The organism is Mucilaginibacter sp. (genome assembly GCF_039207105.1).
Classification (GTDB): Bacteria; Bacteroidota; Bacteroidia; order Sphingobacteriales; family Sphingobacteriaceae; genus Mucilaginibacter.
The window spans coordinates 1-15,244 of record NZ_JBCECK010000020.1 but is presented as its reverse complement, the minus strand read 5'-3'; the positions used below and the strand labels follow the sequence as shown (position 1 = coordinate 15,244).

The following is a 15,244-nucleotide window of genomic DNA, read 5'->3' as shown; positions in this document are numbered from 1 at the left end:
GCTTTTTAAAGAAGATCAAAAAATGAAAGTTATCAAAGAAAAACATCCGCTGGTTATGCGGTGGACGCATTGGGTCAACTTCCCGATACTCACCATCATGATATGGAGCGGGATGCTGATCTATTGGGCAAATGACGAATATAAGATAACCCTGTTTGGGCATACCTATTTTATGTTTTTTCCGCAGTGGTTTTATAATCAATTGCATATACCCCACCGCCTGGCCGAAGGGATGGCTTTTCATTTTTTATTTATGTGGTTTTTTGTGCTGAATGGTATTTTATATGTGCTATATACCATCATATCGGGCGAGTGGCGCGAACTTGTGCCTCAAAAAAAATCATTTAAAGAAGCCTGGCAGGTGCTGCTGCACGATCTGCATATCCGCAAAATGGCTCCCCCTCAAAATAAATATAACGCGGCCCAGCGTATTGCCTATACCGCCATTATAGTAATGGGCATAGGATCGGTAATAACCGGGTTGGCCATTTACAAGCCGGTACAGTTTTATTATTTAACATGGCTTTGTGGTGGTTACCATCTGGCCCGTATCTTTCATTTCGCACTAACTATAGGTTACGTACTGTTTTTTATCATACACGTTGTGCAGGTAATACTCGCCGGGTGGAATAATTTCAGATCGGTTATTTCCGGATTTGAAATTATAAACGAAAAACCTAAGCCAATTATTGAAACTAACACCCCAAATGATGAAAAACCAGTTCAGTAAAAAAACTATAAAAGCTAAAAGGCCGCTTACGGTTGAGCAAAAGATAACGAGGCGCAACTTTATATCTTTTGGTACATTCATTGTATTTGGGAGTGCCGCCTATGGCGGGTGGAAGTGGCTGTATAATTCGCCCCAGGAAACTGCTACGGTTACAGCGGGAGCCCGCAAACCATTGCGCCGTGCCCTGAATAAAACAGAACTGGCTTTCAGGCGCTTGTTTAGCAATAATAACCTGGTTAAAACTTATCCTAAAGAAATGGCCGCTAAAAATGTGCGCCATAACAGCGATATAGGGTCGGCCGGCAAAATAGATACGGCTGCCTGGCGCTTGCAGGTAAAAAAACAATCAGGGGAGGTATTGAATATATCTATCGATGAGATCAAGACACTGCCTAAAACTGATATTATTTACGATTTTAAATGCGTGGAGGGTTGGGATCAGATATCACACTGGGGCGGTGTAAAGTTCAGCGATTTTATAAGTCATTACAAGCTTGATGATCATGCCCAGCTGGAATATGTTGGTCTGGAAACTCCGGATAAAAACTACTATGTAGGTATTGATATGCCCAGCGCCATGCACCCGCAAACATTACTTGCTTACGAGGTGAATGAGCAACCACTACCGCCAAAACACGGCGCCCCGTTAAGATTGATCATTCCTGTTAAATATGGTATCAAAAACCTGAAACGCATTGGCAGCATCAGCTTCAGCAATAACCGCCCGCGCGATTATTGGGCCGAACAGGGGTATGATTATTACTCGGGATTGTAACTGGGGTTTATTATTGGGTGACTACTTTTAAAAAGCGTTCAACAGCATATGTTGATAACTGCCCGCCGGGGCCATGCAGGTTATAGTCAAAACCATGCGTAGCCCAGGGAAGTTTAAGCAGGAAATGTTTAATGCCGCTTTGCTGAAGTTTTAAGTTTAAGCGCGTGCTATGCTCTGGAGAAACCAGTACGTCATTGTCGCCGTGAAGGATTAGCGTTGGCAGCGAGTGGCTATTAACAAATTCAATTGGTGAGCTATCGGCGTATTGTTGAGGTACCTGCCTATATGTTCCGCCCAGATAATTCTCCATCACCTTGCGCGAATCCATGACCAGCGGACTGGCCGGTGCCGAATAGCCCCAAACCATATCTGCCGGTCCGTAAAAATCAATGACCGCTTTTAAGCCGGGTTGTTTATGCGCATAAGCGGTAAGGAGTGCTATCTGGGCCCCGGCCGACCGGCCCAGCAAAACGAAATTCCCGGTGTCTATGTGCAAAGCAGCCGAATGCTTTTTCAGATAACTTATAGCTTCCAGCAGATCCTCAACCGGAGCAGGATTTTTGTAACCGGGTGCCAGGCGATAATTGATAGATGCTACATGATAACCAATAGTGGCGAGGTAGCTGTTTAATTCGGGTAATTGTTTACTATCGCCGCTGCTCCATGAGCCGCCGTGTACCACCACAACACAAGGCCTGTTCCCGCTTATGGACGAGGGGTAGTAATCAAGCATTAGGTTGTTGTTGTACGGTAACGTCTGAAAAGCTACCTTTTTTGTCGGGCTAAATTGTTTCCAAAAGCTGAATGGGGTTTGGCTGTTCTCGCTGTCAGGGCTAAAGGCATGGCTAAGTTCTTGCTTTAGGTTTGATGCTACGCTGTAAGCCCTAACTATGGGCGTGGTAAATAATATCAAAGCAACTAAGCCCGCAATGGAGCCTGCCAGTTGATATTTATCAACATAAAAACCACTTAAAAGTGAGGCTAAACTAAGTAGCATAAATATCCAGGGGAATTCGGTAACTAGGATAGCCAGCATCCACAAATAATATTCAGGGGCTTTAAAAATGGCGAGTAAGGAAACAAGCAAAAGCGCAATGCTAATGATAAAACGGATCATGCGGCAATTTAAAAATTATATGCTGATACGTGGTTATGATTATTAAAGCGCCATGTCCTCGTTGGTATAAGGTAAAGCTGATTCTTTATGTACAAGGATGGAATGAACCGGAAAAATATAGGCGGCTGTGAGATGTTTATTGGTTTGCGCTTCGGCAACGCATGAAAACACAAATGATGCGGCCAAAATAAAGAGCATATATTTTATTATCCTGATATCAGTTTCCATACCTGTAAAAATTAGGGCGATGGGGCCGTATCATTAAATAAAAAACCACCGCTTTATGTTAAAACGGTGGTTGGTGTATTATGTGTTAATGTAACAAACTTTAAACAAGGTTCTTTTTAATGTAGGTGATACTTTGCGTGATGCTGTCAAAAGGATCGCCAGGGCATTTATCCTGTTCTACAAAGAAATATTGCAGACCGGCTTTTTTTGATTGCGCAAATATCTTTTTAAAGTCGATTATACCATTACCAACTTCGGTAAAGTTTCTTTCCGGGGTTTTGTCCAGATCTTTCACGTGCCAAAGGGGGAAACGGCCTGGGTTTTCGTTGAATAACGCAAATGGGTCCTGGTTTGCTTTGGTAATCCAGTACAGGTCCATTTCAAACTTAACCAGGTTTTTATCAGTATTCTTCAAAATGGTTTCATATGGATATTTGCCATCTTCTTGAATAAATTCAAAATCGTGGTTGTGGTAGCAAAGTTGTATGCCTGCTTTTTTACAGGTTTCGCCTGCTTTGTTAAAATCGTCGGCAATTTTTTTGTAGTGGTCAAGGTTGCCGCGCTCCGGTTGCGATAAGTAAGCGCAAACCATGTATTTGATACCAACCTCGGCAGCGTCGTTCACTGCTTTTTCCCAATCATTCAGGATTGTTCCTTTTTGCGATGCGCCGTTCACCTGCTCTTCGCCCAGGCGGTAGTGCGCGCTTGGCATAACAAGGCCATTTTGTTTTAAAAGCGCCTTAAATGCTTTGGCATCCATGCCGTAAAATAATTCAGAACCGGTGTAAGTAGCGCCCTCAACAGAGTTGTAACCTACTTTTGCAACTTTAGCCAGTGTTGAGGCAGGGTCTTTAGCCATAGCATCACGCACGGTGTATAATTGCAGGCCGATGTACTTTTTGTCGTACGCAAATAAGTTTGGCGCTGCTAAAAGTCCGGCCGAAAGCAATGCCGAAGTTTTGAGAAATGAACGTCTGGTAGTCATTGGTTTACTTTTAAAATTGGTTTACGTAAATATAGTGTAATATGAACACCAAAGCAAATGACGTAAATTTAATTGAATGGTTTAAACCTGCGATGCCGCAACCGGTTGTAACAATGTTGATGTAATGTGCGATACCAACTTGGCATCGGAGTAATCAGGATTGCCGCTTATCTTTTTCCATTCCGGGTCAGATCCGAAAGCTTTCCAGTGAGCTCCCTTGGCGTTCAAATCATCAAAAGTGATCATGTAAATCAGGTTTGGGCGATGGTCGCCTATGATGGTTTCGCCAAAAAATACAGGGTTAAATCCAAGACGTTTAAACACATCAATCTCGCCGGCGTCATTAAACATTTCCAGCTTCTTTTTGCCGGCACTTTCCGTAGCATGCTCGTATCGCCTAAGTTCAAAAATGCGTGGACTTTGCTTAGGCACCTGCATTTTGGGCATATGGGCAAAGGCTTTCAGTAATGAACTTTCAATACGTTCGTAAGCAGGTTCAGATGCCGGGGCGGTTAAGTAAGCTGCACCTTTGGTCTGATAATCAGCATCTTTATCCAGTTTTTCCTGCGCGTTTAAAAAATCGGCCAGGCTGTTAAAAGGTATCAACGCGTAAATTTTGGTTTGGCCGGTTGGTTTAAGCTCGGTAAATACGCCAATGTTTTTGCTGCCCAATTTATTGAGCGCGGGGATGGCCGCGTTTTGAAAATAATCTTCAACCAGTTTTTGCTGTGCTTCGTTTTTTAAGGTATATGTACGCAGTTCATAAAACTGGGTACCTGTGTCTTTAGCTGATGCTGCCATGCTGCTGAGAGGTAATATGCTTGCCGCGGCACCGCTTAAAACAGATGCCTTTACAAATGATCGTCTTTTCATTGATTGAAGGTTAATAATGCTAAAGGTAATAAGTAAACCTTAAAGCGCAATAACATATACGCTTAGGTTATCTATCAATTAAGTAGTACTTTTTACATATAAAACACATTCTTTTATATAAACTTGCAATTGTAAAACAGTTACCACCCTTGGTAACCAAAAGTAAAACATGAGTCAGGAGTTTTATCAGCAAATTTTTAACAAGCAGCAAAGGCTTGAGGCTGTGCCATCTAACAAAGAGATTACCAAATGGGCTCTGCAGGTTATTCATTTGCTGTTCCCGGAACAAACAGGAAAGGTATTTGGTAATGTTGACGACCTGAAGGCCGAGTTTAAAATGCTGGAGAACGAGCTTTGCCATATTATGGAAACTACCAAAGCCTGTGCAAATCATGATAACCGGAAATGCGCCAGTCAGTTTTTTGAAGAGTTGCCGCAATTATACCTGGTATTGAATACCGATATACAGGCCATATTTAACGGCGACCCGGCCGCACGCAGCGAGTTTGAGGTAGTACGTACCTACCCTGGTTTTTTTGCTATATCGCTTTATCGCCTGGCGCATAGTTTGTATCAAAAAGATGTGCCTTTGATACCCCGGATATTAACAGAATACGCGCATTCCAAAACGGGGATTGATATACACCCGGCGGCAGAAATTGGAGAGTATTTTTATATCGATCACGGCACTGGCATTGTAATAGGTGAAAGCTGTAAAATTGGCGATCATGTGAAACTGTATCAGGGGGTTACCTTAGGTGCCCTGAGTGTTGATAAAAGCATGGCCAATACCAAACGGCACCCCACCGTTGAGGATCATGTGGTGATCTATTCTGGCGCTACTATTCTGGGTGGCGGAACCATTATTGGGCACAATAGCATTATTGGTGGTAACGTTTGGCTTACCAAAAGCCTTCCGCCTAATTCAAGGGTGTACCATACCCCAAGTCACCGGGTACTCAAAAGCCTGAGCCGTCGCATATTTGGCACTAAAAAATAAAGCATACATCTACATATAAAAACAACATATAATGGCTGGTATAATTGATATAATAGGAAATACGCCCCTGGTTGAGATCAAAAAGCTAAACCCCAACCCTAATGTTAAAATTTACGCCAAGCTGGAGGGCAACAACCCAGGCGGCAGTGTAAAAGACCGTGCTTCGCTCAACATGATCCGTAGCGCTATTGAGCGTGGTGATATTAAGCCGGGTACTAAACTGATTGAGGCTACCAGCGGAAATACCGGTATAGCCCTGGCCATGATAGCTCGTTTGTTTGATCTGGAAATTGAACTTATTATGCCTTCCAGCTCAACCCGCGAACGTACATTGACAATGGAAGCCTACGGAGCCAAAGTAACATTAATGGAAAGTATGGAAGCTGCCCGCGACTATGCCGAAGAAAAAGGTGCTACCGAGGGTTATTTTTTGCTGAACCAGTTTGCCAACCCCGACAATTACATGGCCCACATAAAAACAACCGGACCCGAAATATGGCGCGATACCGAAGGAAAGATAACCCACTTTGTGAGCGCTATGGGTACTACCGGCACGATTATGGGATGTTCAAGGTATTTTAAGGATCAGAATAAAGACATACAAATTGTAGGTTGCCAGCCTACTGAAGGTTCATCCATACCGGGCATTCGCCGCTGGCCCGAGGCTTACCTGCCTAAAATATTTGATGCTACCCGGGTAGACAGGGTAATTGATATCTCACAATCTGATGCCACACAAATGGCCCGCGATATGGCTAAAATTGAAGGCATTTTTGCCGGTATGAGCAGCGGTGGCGCGCTTTCTGCAGCTGTAAAAGTAGCGAAGGAAATTACCGAAGGTGTAATTGTTTTCATTTGCTGTGATCGTGGCGACCGTTATTTGAGCAGCGAGTTGTTTGGATAAACCTCGTTTAATATTAAAATGTCATTGCGAGGTACGAAGCAATCGCAAACTTTACAGGGAAAACTTGCATAGTTCGCGATTGCTTCGCTACGCTCGCAATGACAAAAGTGTTTATAACTATTTCAACTTCCTCGCCGCCACCCCTTCATTGGTGATTTTTACGGGCTGTATGTTGCCATCGGCGTCAAAAAACATCTTATCTATGCACATTACACGGTGGTTGGCGCTGGTTTCTGTTAACGGGCGGCGGTGGTAAACAATATACCATTCATCGGTTCCAGGAACGTTGATCACCGAGTGATGGCCCGCGCCTGTGGCTATACTGGCATCCTGTTTCAGAATGGTAGCAACACGTTTAAAAGGCCCAAAAGGCGAATCGCCAACAGCATAAGCTACGCGATAATCGGGGCCTGTCCAGCCGCCTTCGCTCCACATAAAGTAATATTTACCTTTGCGTTTAAACATCACCGGCCCTTCTACGTAACCTTCGGGGGTTATTTTTTTATAGGTTTCGCCATCTTTAAAAGGCACTAAACCCTTAAAATCATCTTTTAGCTTTACAATGTTACACTGACCCCATCCGCCGTATATCATATAATATTGCCCGTCGTCGTCTTTAAAAACAAATTGATCAATTGGCTGGGCTTTGTTAATGATCTGGTCAATAAGGGGCTTGCCTAAATAATCTTTAAAAGGACCTTCTGGTTTATCGCCAACGGCAACGCCTATCCCACCCTTTTCATTATTGTTCTGGATATCATTAGCGCCAAAAAAGATGTAATACTTGCCTCCCTTTTCGGTAACGGCAGGCGCCCATAAGGCACGTTTTACCCATTTTACACCAGCGGTATCAATTATATGCGGGTGCTTGGTCCAATGAACCAGATCGGGTGATGAAAAGGCATCCATAAATACCTGCTCGTTGTATTTGGCAGAGTAAGTTGGGTATAACCAGTATTGATGGTTAAATATTTTAGCTTCCGGGTCGGCATACCAGCCTTCAACAACGGGGTTGCCCGATGTTTTTTTGTCTTGTGCAAAAGTATTAACGGCAGGCGCGGCCAGTGCGGCACCTAATAGTACCTGCAAAAGCAGCTTTTGGGCTACATTCTTTTTCATTTTATGGCTGGATGTTCTTTTTAGGTTTCTTTTTATTGAAGCGTCTGTTGGGCTTTCTTTTGCCGTCTGATTTTTGGTCATGCTGACCAGGCAACGGTTGTATAGCGGCAAGTTCATCAGGCAAACCAACCAGGCGGATAGGTTTTTCAATCAGCTGCTCAATATTTTTCAGCTTGCGCTCATCGCGGTGGTTTACAAAGGTGATGGCGGTACCGGTGGTGGCAGCACGTGCCGTACGGCCAATGCGGTGAATATAATCTTCAGGGTCGCCGGGCACATCGTAGTTGATCACGAGGTCTATTCCCTCCACATCAATACCACGCGATAAGGCATCAGTGCCAATGATTACCGGCAGCTGCTTGTTTTTAAACTTGAGCAGTATCTCTTCGCGCTCCTTTTGCTCCAGATCAGAATGGAAGGACATAGCGTTGATCTTGGCAGCCTTCAATTCTTTGTATAGCGATTTTACGATCTCTTTGCGTGATGCGAATATGATGGTGCTGGTATAAGCCGAATCGCGCAGGATAAGCTGTAGTAAAGGTGTTTTCTGCTGATCGTGCAGGCGGTATATCTGCTGATCGATACCCACGGCAGGCTGTGATATAGCGATGTTGATCTGTTGAGGATCTTTCAGCACCGATTTGGCCAGCGAGCGGATGCGGCCCGGCATGGTAGCTGAAAACAACAGGGTTTGCCTGGTTTTGGGTAGATAGCTGATGATCTTCATGATATCGTCAGAGAAACCCATGTCCAGCATGCGGTCGGCCTCGTCCAGTATCAGGTGGGTTAAATGGTTAAGCTTTAAAACGCCCGATATAAGGTGGGCAATTAAGCGGCCAGGGGTGGCAATAATAATGTTTACATTGTTTTGTATACCGCGGCGTTGCTGCTCGTAAGCCATGCCATCGCCGCCGCCAAATACGGCTATGGAACTAACGCCGGTAAAGTAGGCCAGGCCTTCAACCTGTTGATCAATTTGTTGGGCAAGCTCGCGGGTTGGCGCTAAAATAAGGGCGCTGGTATGATGTTTATTGGTACTACTGATGTGGTTTAAAACAGGTAGCAGGTATGCGCCGGTTTTGCCGGTACCGGTTTGTGCGCAGGCAATAAGGTCCTGCCCGCTCATAATAACCGGGATGGCCATTTCCTGTATAGGCGTAGGGGTAGTAAACCCCATGCTTTGCACGCCTTCAAATAATTGTTCGTTGAAATTAAAATCCTGAAAGGTCACTATATGTTTCTGGTAAATTATGCAAGGTATGAAAAATTTGTTGTTTAAATAGCAATTGAGCGGGGTAGTAAGTGTGGAAGTGTTGACTGATGCAGAAATTGAGATTGTACTCCGGAGGAGTATCGTGTTTATAGCAAATGTTATTTTGTATTTATAGCTCCATAGGAGCTTCCTGAAATTATTCGATTTGACCTAAGGAAGCTCCGATGGAGCTAAGAATTTTATATGCTGAAGTGCTATAAATAGGGTGCATCCGATGGGGCATTGATCTATAATTATGTAACTAAATAAGAATAGCTTAATATGGTACAAGTTGTTGATTATGAGATTGCAAAATAATTTTTTGCTATCTTTATTTTAACCTTAAAACAAATAGCAATGAAAACAACTATCCTGCTGCTTCTACTATTCGGACTTTCTTTAACCTGCCTGCAAGCTCAAACAAAAGATGCTTCTCAAATTAAAAAGGGGATGATCAAAGTAACTGTTCTTTACCCCAATGGGGAGGGCAAAACATTTGACATGGATTACTATACCAAGAAACATATGCCTCTGATGGCGAAGTTCTTTGATCTGAAAGTTTACAACATTGATAAAGGAATAGCCGGCGGAATATCTGATGCCCCCGTTCCGTTCCTGGCCATTGGTTATCTGTATTTTGACAAGCTTGCTGATTACGAAAAAGCCCTTGCCCTGCATGTAAAGGAAATCAGGGCCGATTTTCCGAACTACACCAATAGTACGCCACTCATACAGATCAGCGAAGTGGTTGAATGATATGCGCAGTAAAACAAATGCCCTGTGTTTTACAGGCACAGGGCGTTATGCAGGATCTGTGATCCATTGTCTTTTATCTTCATCAACAGAAATGCTGTTATGAATGTATGTAAGTTTTCAGTTGCTCAATGGTTTCCAGTTGCGATAGTATGGTTTCGGTAACCAGGTCATTGATGGATATGATGCCGCACAGCGTATCGTCTATAAATACAGGCAGGTACCTGATATTACTTTCGCTCATGATGTGCATACAGGTTTCAATAGAGTTATCCGGCAGTATGCGCGGCAGGCCCGTGCTCATGATATCTCTTACCAGTGTTTCATGTGATGATTTACCCTTCAGTATAACTTTGCGGGCATAATCCCGTTCGGTTAGTAAACCCACATAATCACTGTCTTCTAACACTACAACCGAACCGATATTTTTTTCGGCCATTAATTTTAAAGCATCTAAAACAGACGAACCGGCATCAATAGTAATTAAACGGCCACCCTTGCGTGCAAGGATATTTGAAACTTTTATCATGGTACTTAGATTAAAATTGGCGAATTGGCTATAAACAAATATAACCAAACAGAATTGAAAAACAAACTAAACGAACGCTATAAAAGCCAAACGTTCAGTATTTTAATTGATGTTGTAACAAAGAAATCCGCATTTTTTAACAGTCAGCTTTTACGTTTGCTTGACACGGAGTATAGCTTATGAAAAAAGAATAATATCTAATATTGCCAACTCAATTCTTAACAGTATTTTAACATGGTATTGTTAAATAAATTGATCATAAAATTCAAGTACTATCGGATAAAATAATACATACTCAATTGACTACTTTACCCCTGAGAGCCATATTAAAAAACACTGCTCGATACATTAAATTTTTTGCCCTCATCAGCTGCCTTAGTTTACCAGCTAAATTAATGGCGAAGGCTGCGGCATCAAATCAACCTTACCATTTGGCCACAGATTCTTTGGCCGATTCTGCTTTGCTAAAAAAACGCCTCATCAACAATGCTTTTGATGATATTTTTGTGCAAAACCTAAGAGCATCTGAAGGTGGTAACGATTATTTTAACAAAGTAAAAACGTTGCTTACAGCTGATTTGCAGCCTAATTTTATTTTATTCAGTACACCTAAGTCAAGGTTTTTTGCGGTGTTTACGCCAAGGGTGAAAATACGTTTGTTGGATTCAAGGGGTGCTCCCGTGAAATCGCCAAGCTTTATGCCCGGGTTAACCGTTTATTATCGCCTAAATGAGGATACCTATAAGCCCAAATTTCTGTCGTTTGGATATTCACACCATTCTAATGGCGTGCGTGGGCCGTCACTGAATCCGGATGGTAGTTTTAACCGCGACAGCGGTAAGTTTACCACTAACTTTTACACCCTTACCTACTATATGGGTAAACGCGTTGATAAAAATGACCTGATCATTAACCGATATGATAACATTGCGCTCGAAGTGCATTCGGGCCTGTTTGGTTTAGGCATGTCTGAAGGGTTGAAAGATCATTATGGCTTTATCAGGGTTAATGGCAGCCGTATGTATAACTTTGCCAAAGCCTACGAAGATCCTTTGGTAAAAGGGAAAAAGACCTACAAAAACTGGCAGCAGGTGAGGTTTGATTTTACCTATATTGCTGATAAGTACGATAACTATTCGGCTGCTGATATTAAAAAGCGGCTTAACGTAAGCTTACGGTATTACTACCAATTTCCTTTTATGCCAAGCGCGGCGCTGATGGTTGGCGGAGGCTACCGTGGTCAGGATGATTATAACCAGTTTTTTGAGGATAGTTATGGATATATAACCATAGGGTTGGCCTCGAGCCTGGCATTTAACTTCCACCAGCACTAAGCTAAAAAAGCACCTTATTTTTGTATAACCATATTTTTACATTGCCGTACATAGCTACGGCAATTTATTTTTCATAGAATCGTTTTAGCATTAAAAAAAAGCCAATATATTAGCCCGAGCTAATGGTATATCTTAATTAATTCTAAAACTTTAAATGAAGAAGATCTTTTTAGGCCTTATGGCTATCCCTGTGCTGCACTTTGGTGCAATGGCGCAAACCAAGGGATATAAGCCATTGTTTGATGGTAAAACCACCACAGGCTGGCACACCTATTTAAAAACCAACGTTACCGCCTGGAAAGCTGTTGATGGCGCATTACAGCTTGACCCCAATGCGGAAGGCCAGGGAGATCTGGTTACCAACGACGAATACGAAAACTTTGAACTGAAACTGGATTGGAAAATTTCTGAAACCGGAAACAGCGGAATTATTTTTGGAGTGCACGAAGATCCTAAGTTTAACGAAACCTATTTAACAGGTGTTGAAATGCAGGTGCTTGATAACAAAAAAGCTACCGATAATAAGAAAGCCAATCACCTTGCCGGTTCTTTATATGATCTGAAAGCCCCATCGGCTGATGTAGCTAAGCCGGCCGGCGAGTGGAACGCGGTTGTGCTGCGCAAAAAAGATGGTCACCTTACTTTTTCGCTAAATGGTACTAAAATAGTTGAGATACAAATGGGTGGCGACGAGTGGAAGGAATTGCTGGCTAAGAGTAAGTTTAAGGATTGGGCGGATTTTGCCAAATATCCAAAAGGACACATTGCCCTGCAGGATCATAACCATGAGGTTGCCTTCCGTAACATTTATATAAAACAATTATAAAATTTAAAACATAAATCTATTTAACGGTCAACGTTTACATATATTTATGCCATAAAACCAATTTAACGCAAATGCATGGTAACGTGCGTTTTTCTTCTGCTAAAAACAGAAGATACATTTGACATTATATGAGCGATCTACAAATCAAAAAATCAACAACTACTTACGATGTGGTAATTGTTGGTTCTGGTGCCGGTGGCGGTATGGCAGGCTATGTATTAGCCAACGCCGGTGTAAAAGTGTTAATGCTGGAGGCAGGTGCCTATTTTGACCCTGCTAAAGATTCACAGCAGCTAAAATGGCCTTGGGAGTCGCCTCGCCGCGGTGCAGGTACTACCCGCCCATTCGGTGATTTTGATGCTGCCTTTGGCGGCTGGGAAATTGACGGCGAACCCTACACTACCAAAGACAATACAGAGTTTTCATGGTTCCGCTCACGTATGCTGGGCGGCCGTACCAATCACTGGGGGCGTATCTCTTTACGTATGGGCCCGGCAGATTTTCAACCTAAAGATGGCCTTACCGATAAATGGCCTATAACTTATGATGATGTTAAGCCATATTACGATAAGGTTGACCGTTTAATAGGTGTATACGGTACCAAAGAAGGTTTGGAAAACGAACCAGATGGTATCTTTTTACCTCCGCCAAAGCCAAGATTAAATGAATTGTTCATTGTTCAGGGCGCTAAAAAAGCGGGTGTAAAAATTATCCCTGGTCGTGGAGCGGTTTTAACGGAAGCTCTGCCCGGCAATAAAGATCGCGGCGCGTGTTTCTTCTGCGGACAGTGCGGTCGTAGCTGTAAAATTTACGGCGATTTCTCGGCTTCATCATGCTTAGTTATCCCGGCCCTTAAAACAGGCAACTTAAAGGTAATTACCAACGCTATGGTGCGTGAAGTAATCACCAATAAAGAAGGTTTGGCTACCGGTGTATCTTACGTTAACAAAGAGGATATGCAAGAGTACCAGGTAAATGCCAAAACGGTAATACTGGGTGCAAGTGCCGGCGAATCTGCACGTATCCTGCTTAACTCACGTTCGGCAGAGCATCCGGGTGGTTTAGCTAACAGCAGTGGTGTAGTAGGCCGTTACCTGCATGATTCAACCGGATCAAGCGCTGGTGGCTTTTTACCGCAATTGATGGACCGCAAACGTTATAACGAAGATGGCGCGGGCAGTGTGCACATTTACTCACCTTGGTGGTTAGATAATAAAAAACTGGATTTCCCTCGTGGTTACCATATTGAGTACGGCGGTGGTTTACATATGCCATCATACGGTTTTGGTCATGGTATTCATGTTATGAATGGCATGGTACCTGATCGTAACGGCAAAATGAAAGATGGCGGAGGTTACGGTGCTTCATTGAAAGATGATTACCGCAGGTTCTATGGCACTCAATTCGGTATGGCCGGTCGTGGTACTGCTATTGCCCGTTATGATAACTATTGCGAAATTGATCCTAACGTTGTTGATAAATACGGTATCCCGGTATTACGTTTCCACTACAAATGGGCACCTGATGAAATTAAACAGGCTAAGCACATGCAGGAAACCTTCCAGGAAATTATGCACAATATGGGCGCAATTTACGGTCCGCCGGCAGGTCCTGAAACCAATTACGGTTTAGAGGCTCCTGGTAAGATCATTCACGAAGTGGGTACTATCCGTATGGGCGACGATCCTAAAAAGTCGGCCTTAAATAAATGGTGCCAGGCGCATGATTGTAAAAACCTGTTTGTGGTTGATGCCGCGCCGTTTGTACAACAAGGCGATAAAAACGCTACATGGACAATATTGGCCATGTCTATGCGTACAGCAGAATATATTTTACAGGAAAGAAAAAAATTAAACGTTTAACAAGCCCATCCATAACAATTTATTATGAACAGACGTGACTCCCTTAAAGCCATAGGCTTTGGAACACTTTCGGCAGGATTATTACTGGAAGCCTGTAAAACCGAAACTAAAAAAGCTGAAGAAACCGCTGCCGCGGGTACAGGCGAAGTGCCTGCTGGCCGTCAGCCTTTTGAAGTTGAGCGTGATAAAAAACTAAATGCAGACAAGTTTTTTACCGCTGCGGAAATGGCCACTATAACCGTTTTGGGTGATATCATTATCCCTAAAGACGAAAAATCTGGCAGTGCATCTGATGCCAAAGTGCCTGATTTTATTGAGTTTATTGTAAAAGATATTCCAGAGCACCAAACCCCAATGAGGGGTGGTCTGCGCTGGCTTGACCTGCAATGCTTAAACCGTTTCGGTAAAACATTTACCGATAGCTCAAAAGCACAGCAAATAGAAATGGTTGACCTGATAGCTTATCCAAAAAAAGCTACGCCAGACATGGCTCAGGGTGTTGCCTTTTTTAACCGCATGCGCGATTTAACCGCATCGGGCTTTTTCACCAGTGAAATGGGTGTTAAAGATGTTGGCTACGCTGGTAACGCCCCAAACAAATGGGCTGGTGTACCTGCCGATGTGTTGAAGCAATACGGTATGGAAAACGTAAGTTTTTCATAAAACAGATTTTTAGATAGTCTTAAACGGCCTTGCAGGTTTACCTGCAAGGCCGTTTTGTTTTAAAATTAATCATCTTTTGAAAATAAATCCCGATAAAAACTTTCTTTAAAGTAAATATTAAATTGTTGATTATGAGGCGTTTGTTTGTTTTTTGCTGATGAATTATCATTTTTTTGTCAATTACAGATACCTCTATATACCAATTAGGCAATTTGATACGTTTATGTACTTTGTAGGTACACACCTGCAAATAGTGATAAGGTTTAGGTTTAAAGCCCCCAAGCAGCGAGTGCA

The 15,244-nt window shown here is 42.9% G+C and carries 16 protein-coding genes; 9 read left to right on the top strand and 7 right to left on the bottom strand.

What is annotated here, in order from left to right:
- Window positions 1-22 precede the first annotated feature (22 nt).
- Window positions 23-730 (top strand): cytochrome b/b6 domain-containing protein, encoded by a 708-nt coding sequence (locus AAGC65_RS06405; protein WP_343111593.1) that lies wholly within the window; start codon window positions 23-25, stop codon window positions 728-730.
- Complete coding sequence (locus AAGC65_RS06400; RefSeq protein WP_343111592.1) at window positions 708-1,505, top strand: molybdopterin-dependent oxidoreductase; 798 nt, start codon at window positions 708-710, stop codon at window positions 1,503-1,505. Before AAGC65_RS06405 ends, AAGC65_RS06400 begins: the two co-directional genes overlap by 23 nt.
- A 10-nt stretch (window positions 1,506-1,515) precedes the next feature.
- Here AAGC65_RS06400 and AAGC65_RS06395 read toward each other — a convergent pair whose 3' ends face one another.
- The 4 genes from AAGC65_RS06395 to AAGC65_RS06380 form a co-directional block, all read right to left on the bottom strand.
- Complete coding sequence (locus AAGC65_RS06395; RefSeq protein WP_343111591.1) at window positions 1,516-2,622, bottom strand: alpha/beta hydrolase; 1,107 nt, start codon at window positions 2,620-2,622, stop codon at window positions 1,516-1,518.
- A gap of 42 nt (window positions 2,623-2,664) precedes the next feature.
- A complete protein-coding gene (locus AAGC65_RS06390; protein ID WP_343111590.1) occupies window positions 2,665-2,850 on the bottom strand; it encodes a hypothetical protein in 186 nt (61 codons plus the stop codon).
- Between the two features lie 100 nt (window positions 2,851-2,950).
- Entirely contained in the window at window positions 2,951-3,835 is an 885-nt protein-coding gene (locus AAGC65_RS06385) for a sugar phosphate isomerase/epimerase (RefSeq protein WP_343111589.1), read from the bottom strand.
- 81 nt (window positions 3,836-3,916) lie between these two features.
- Window positions 3,917-4,708: an NIPSNAP family protein gene (locus tag AAGC65_RS06380; protein ID WP_343111588.1), complete on the bottom strand. Its 792-nt coding sequence runs from the start codon at window positions 4,706-4,708 to the stop codon at window positions 3,917-3,919.
- 169 nt (window positions 4,709-4,877) lie between these two features.
- On the opposite strand from AAGC65_RS06380, the gene epsC reads away from it, so the two are divergent.
- On the top strand, window positions 4,878-5,708 hold the full coding sequence (gene epsC, locus AAGC65_RS06375; protein ID WP_343111587.1) for a serine O-acetyltransferase EpsC: 831 nt from the start codon (window positions 4,878-4,880) through the stop codon (window positions 5,706-5,708).
- Window positions 5,709-5,739: 31 nt separating this feature from the next.
- Window positions 5,740-6,612, top strand: a complete 873-nt coding sequence (gene cysM / locus AAGC65_RS06370) for a cysteine synthase CysM (protein ID WP_343111586.1) — start codon at window positions 5,740-5,742, stop codon at window positions 6,610-6,612.
- A gap of 117 nt (window positions 6,613-6,729) precedes the next feature.
- Here cysM and AAGC65_RS06365 read toward each other — a convergent pair whose 3' ends face one another.
- Entirely contained in the window at window positions 6,730-7,731 is a 1,002-nt protein-coding gene (locus tag AAGC65_RS06365) for a glycoside hydrolase family 43 protein (protein WP_343111585.1), read from the bottom strand.
- Between the two features lies 1 nt (window position 7,732).
- Window positions 7,733-8,962, bottom strand: a complete 1,230-nt coding sequence (locus tag AAGC65_RS06360) for a DEAD/DEAH box helicase (protein ID WP_343111584.1) — start codon at window positions 8,960-8,962, stop codon at window positions 7,733-7,735.
- A 378-nt stretch (window positions 8,963-9,340) separates the two neighbouring features.
- Between AAGC65_RS06360 and AAGC65_RS06355 the strand changes: the two genes are divergently transcribed.
- Entirely contained in the window at window positions 9,341-9,739 is a 399-nt protein-coding gene (locus tag AAGC65_RS06355) for an EthD family reductase (protein ID WP_343111583.1), read from the top strand.
- Window positions 9,740-9,836: 97 nt separating this feature from the next.
- Here AAGC65_RS06355 and AAGC65_RS06350 read toward each other — a convergent pair whose 3' ends face one another.
- Window positions 9,837-10,265 (bottom strand): CBS domain-containing protein, encoded by a 429-nt coding sequence (locus tag AAGC65_RS06350; protein ID WP_343111582.1) that lies wholly within the window; start codon window positions 10,263-10,265, stop codon window positions 9,837-9,839.
- Window positions 10,266-10,660: 395 nt separating this feature from the next.
- Between AAGC65_RS06350 and AAGC65_RS06345 the strand changes: the two genes are divergently transcribed.
- From AAGC65_RS06345 to AAGC65_RS06330, 4 genes are all read left to right on the top strand, one after another.
- Complete coding sequence (locus tag AAGC65_RS06345; RefSeq protein ID WP_343111581.1) at window positions 10,661-11,599, top strand: hypothetical protein; 939 nt, start codon at window positions 10,661-10,663, stop codon at window positions 11,597-11,599.
- 154 nt (window positions 11,600-11,753) lie between these two features.
- A complete protein-coding gene (locus AAGC65_RS06340; RefSeq protein WP_343111580.1) occupies window positions 11,754-12,425 on the top strand; it encodes a DUF1080 domain-containing protein in 672 nt (223 codons plus the stop codon).
- A gap of 128 nt (window positions 12,426-12,553) precedes the next feature.
- Window positions 12,554-14,287, top strand: coding sequence for a GMC family oxidoreductase (locus AAGC65_RS06335; protein WP_343111579.1), 1,734 nt, complete (start codon window positions 12,554-12,556; stop codon window positions 14,285-14,287).
- A 24-nt stretch (window positions 14,288-14,311) separates the two neighbouring features.
- On the top strand, window positions 14,312-14,950 hold the full coding sequence (locus tag AAGC65_RS06330) for a gluconate 2-dehydrogenase subunit 3 family protein (RefSeq protein WP_343111578.1): 639 nt from the start codon (window positions 14,312-14,314) through the stop codon (window positions 14,948-14,950).
- Window positions 14,951-15,244 lie beyond the last annotated feature (294 nt).

What these genes read in the sequence shown, in the direction of transcription:
- AAGC65_RS06405 (WP_343111593.1), top strand. Translation starts at nt 23, where the DNA reads ATGAAAGTTATCAAAGAAAAACATCCGCTGGTTATGCGGTGGACGCAT.
- AAGC65_RS06400 (WP_343111592.1), top strand. Translation starts at nt 708, where the DNA reads ATGATGAAAAACCAGTTCAGTAAAAAAACTATAAAAGCTAAAAGGCCG.
- AAGC65_RS06395 (WP_343111591.1), bottom strand. Translation starts at nt 2,622, where the DNA reads ATGATCCGTTTTATCATTAGCATTGCGCTTTTGCTTGTTTCCTTACTC.
- AAGC65_RS06390 (WP_343111590.1), bottom strand. Translation starts at nt 2,850, where the DNA reads ATGGAAACTGATATCAGGATAATAAAATATATGCTCTTTATTTTGGCC.
- AAGC65_RS06385 (WP_343111589.1), bottom strand. Translation starts at nt 3,835, where the DNA reads ATGACTACCAGACGTTCATTTCTCAAAACTTCGGCATTGCTTTCGGCC.
- AAGC65_RS06380 (WP_343111588.1), bottom strand. Translation starts at nt 4,708, where the DNA reads ATGAAAAGACGATCATTTGTAAAGGCATCTGTTTTAAGCGGTGCCGCG.
- epsC (WP_343111587.1), top strand. Translation starts at nt 4,878, where the DNA reads ATGAGTCAGGAGTTTTATCAGCAAATTTTTAACAAGCAGCAAAGGCTT.
- cysM (WP_343111586.1), top strand. Translation starts at nt 5,740, where the DNA reads ATGGCTGGTATAATTGATATAATAGGAAATACGCCCCTGGTTGAGATC.
- AAGC65_RS06365 (WP_343111585.1), bottom strand. Translation starts at nt 7,731, where the DNA reads ATGAAAAAGAATGTAGCCCAAAAGCTGCTTTTGCAGGTACTATTAGGT.
- AAGC65_RS06355 (WP_343111583.1), top strand. Translation starts at nt 9,341, where the DNA reads ATGAAAACAACTATCCTGCTGCTTCTACTATTCGGACTTTCTTTAACC.
- AAGC65_RS06350 (WP_343111582.1), bottom strand. Translation starts at nt 10,265, where the DNA reads ATGATAAAAGTTTCAAATATCCTTGCACGCAAGGGTGGCCGTTTAATT.
- AAGC65_RS06345 (WP_343111581.1), top strand. Translation starts at nt 10,661, where the DNA reads ATGGCGAAGGCTGCGGCATCAAATCAACCTTACCATTTGGCCACAGAT.
- AAGC65_RS06340 (WP_343111580.1), top strand. Translation starts at nt 11,754, where the DNA reads ATGAAGAAGATCTTTTTAGGCCTTATGGCTATCCCTGTGCTGCACTTT.
- AAGC65_RS06335 (WP_343111579.1), top strand. Translation starts at nt 12,554, where the DNA reads ATGAGCGATCTACAAATCAAAAAATCAACAACTACTTACGATGTGGTA.
- AAGC65_RS06330 (WP_343111578.1), top strand. Translation starts at nt 14,312, where the DNA reads ATGAACAGACGTGACTCCCTTAAAGCCATAGGCTTTGGAACACTTTCG.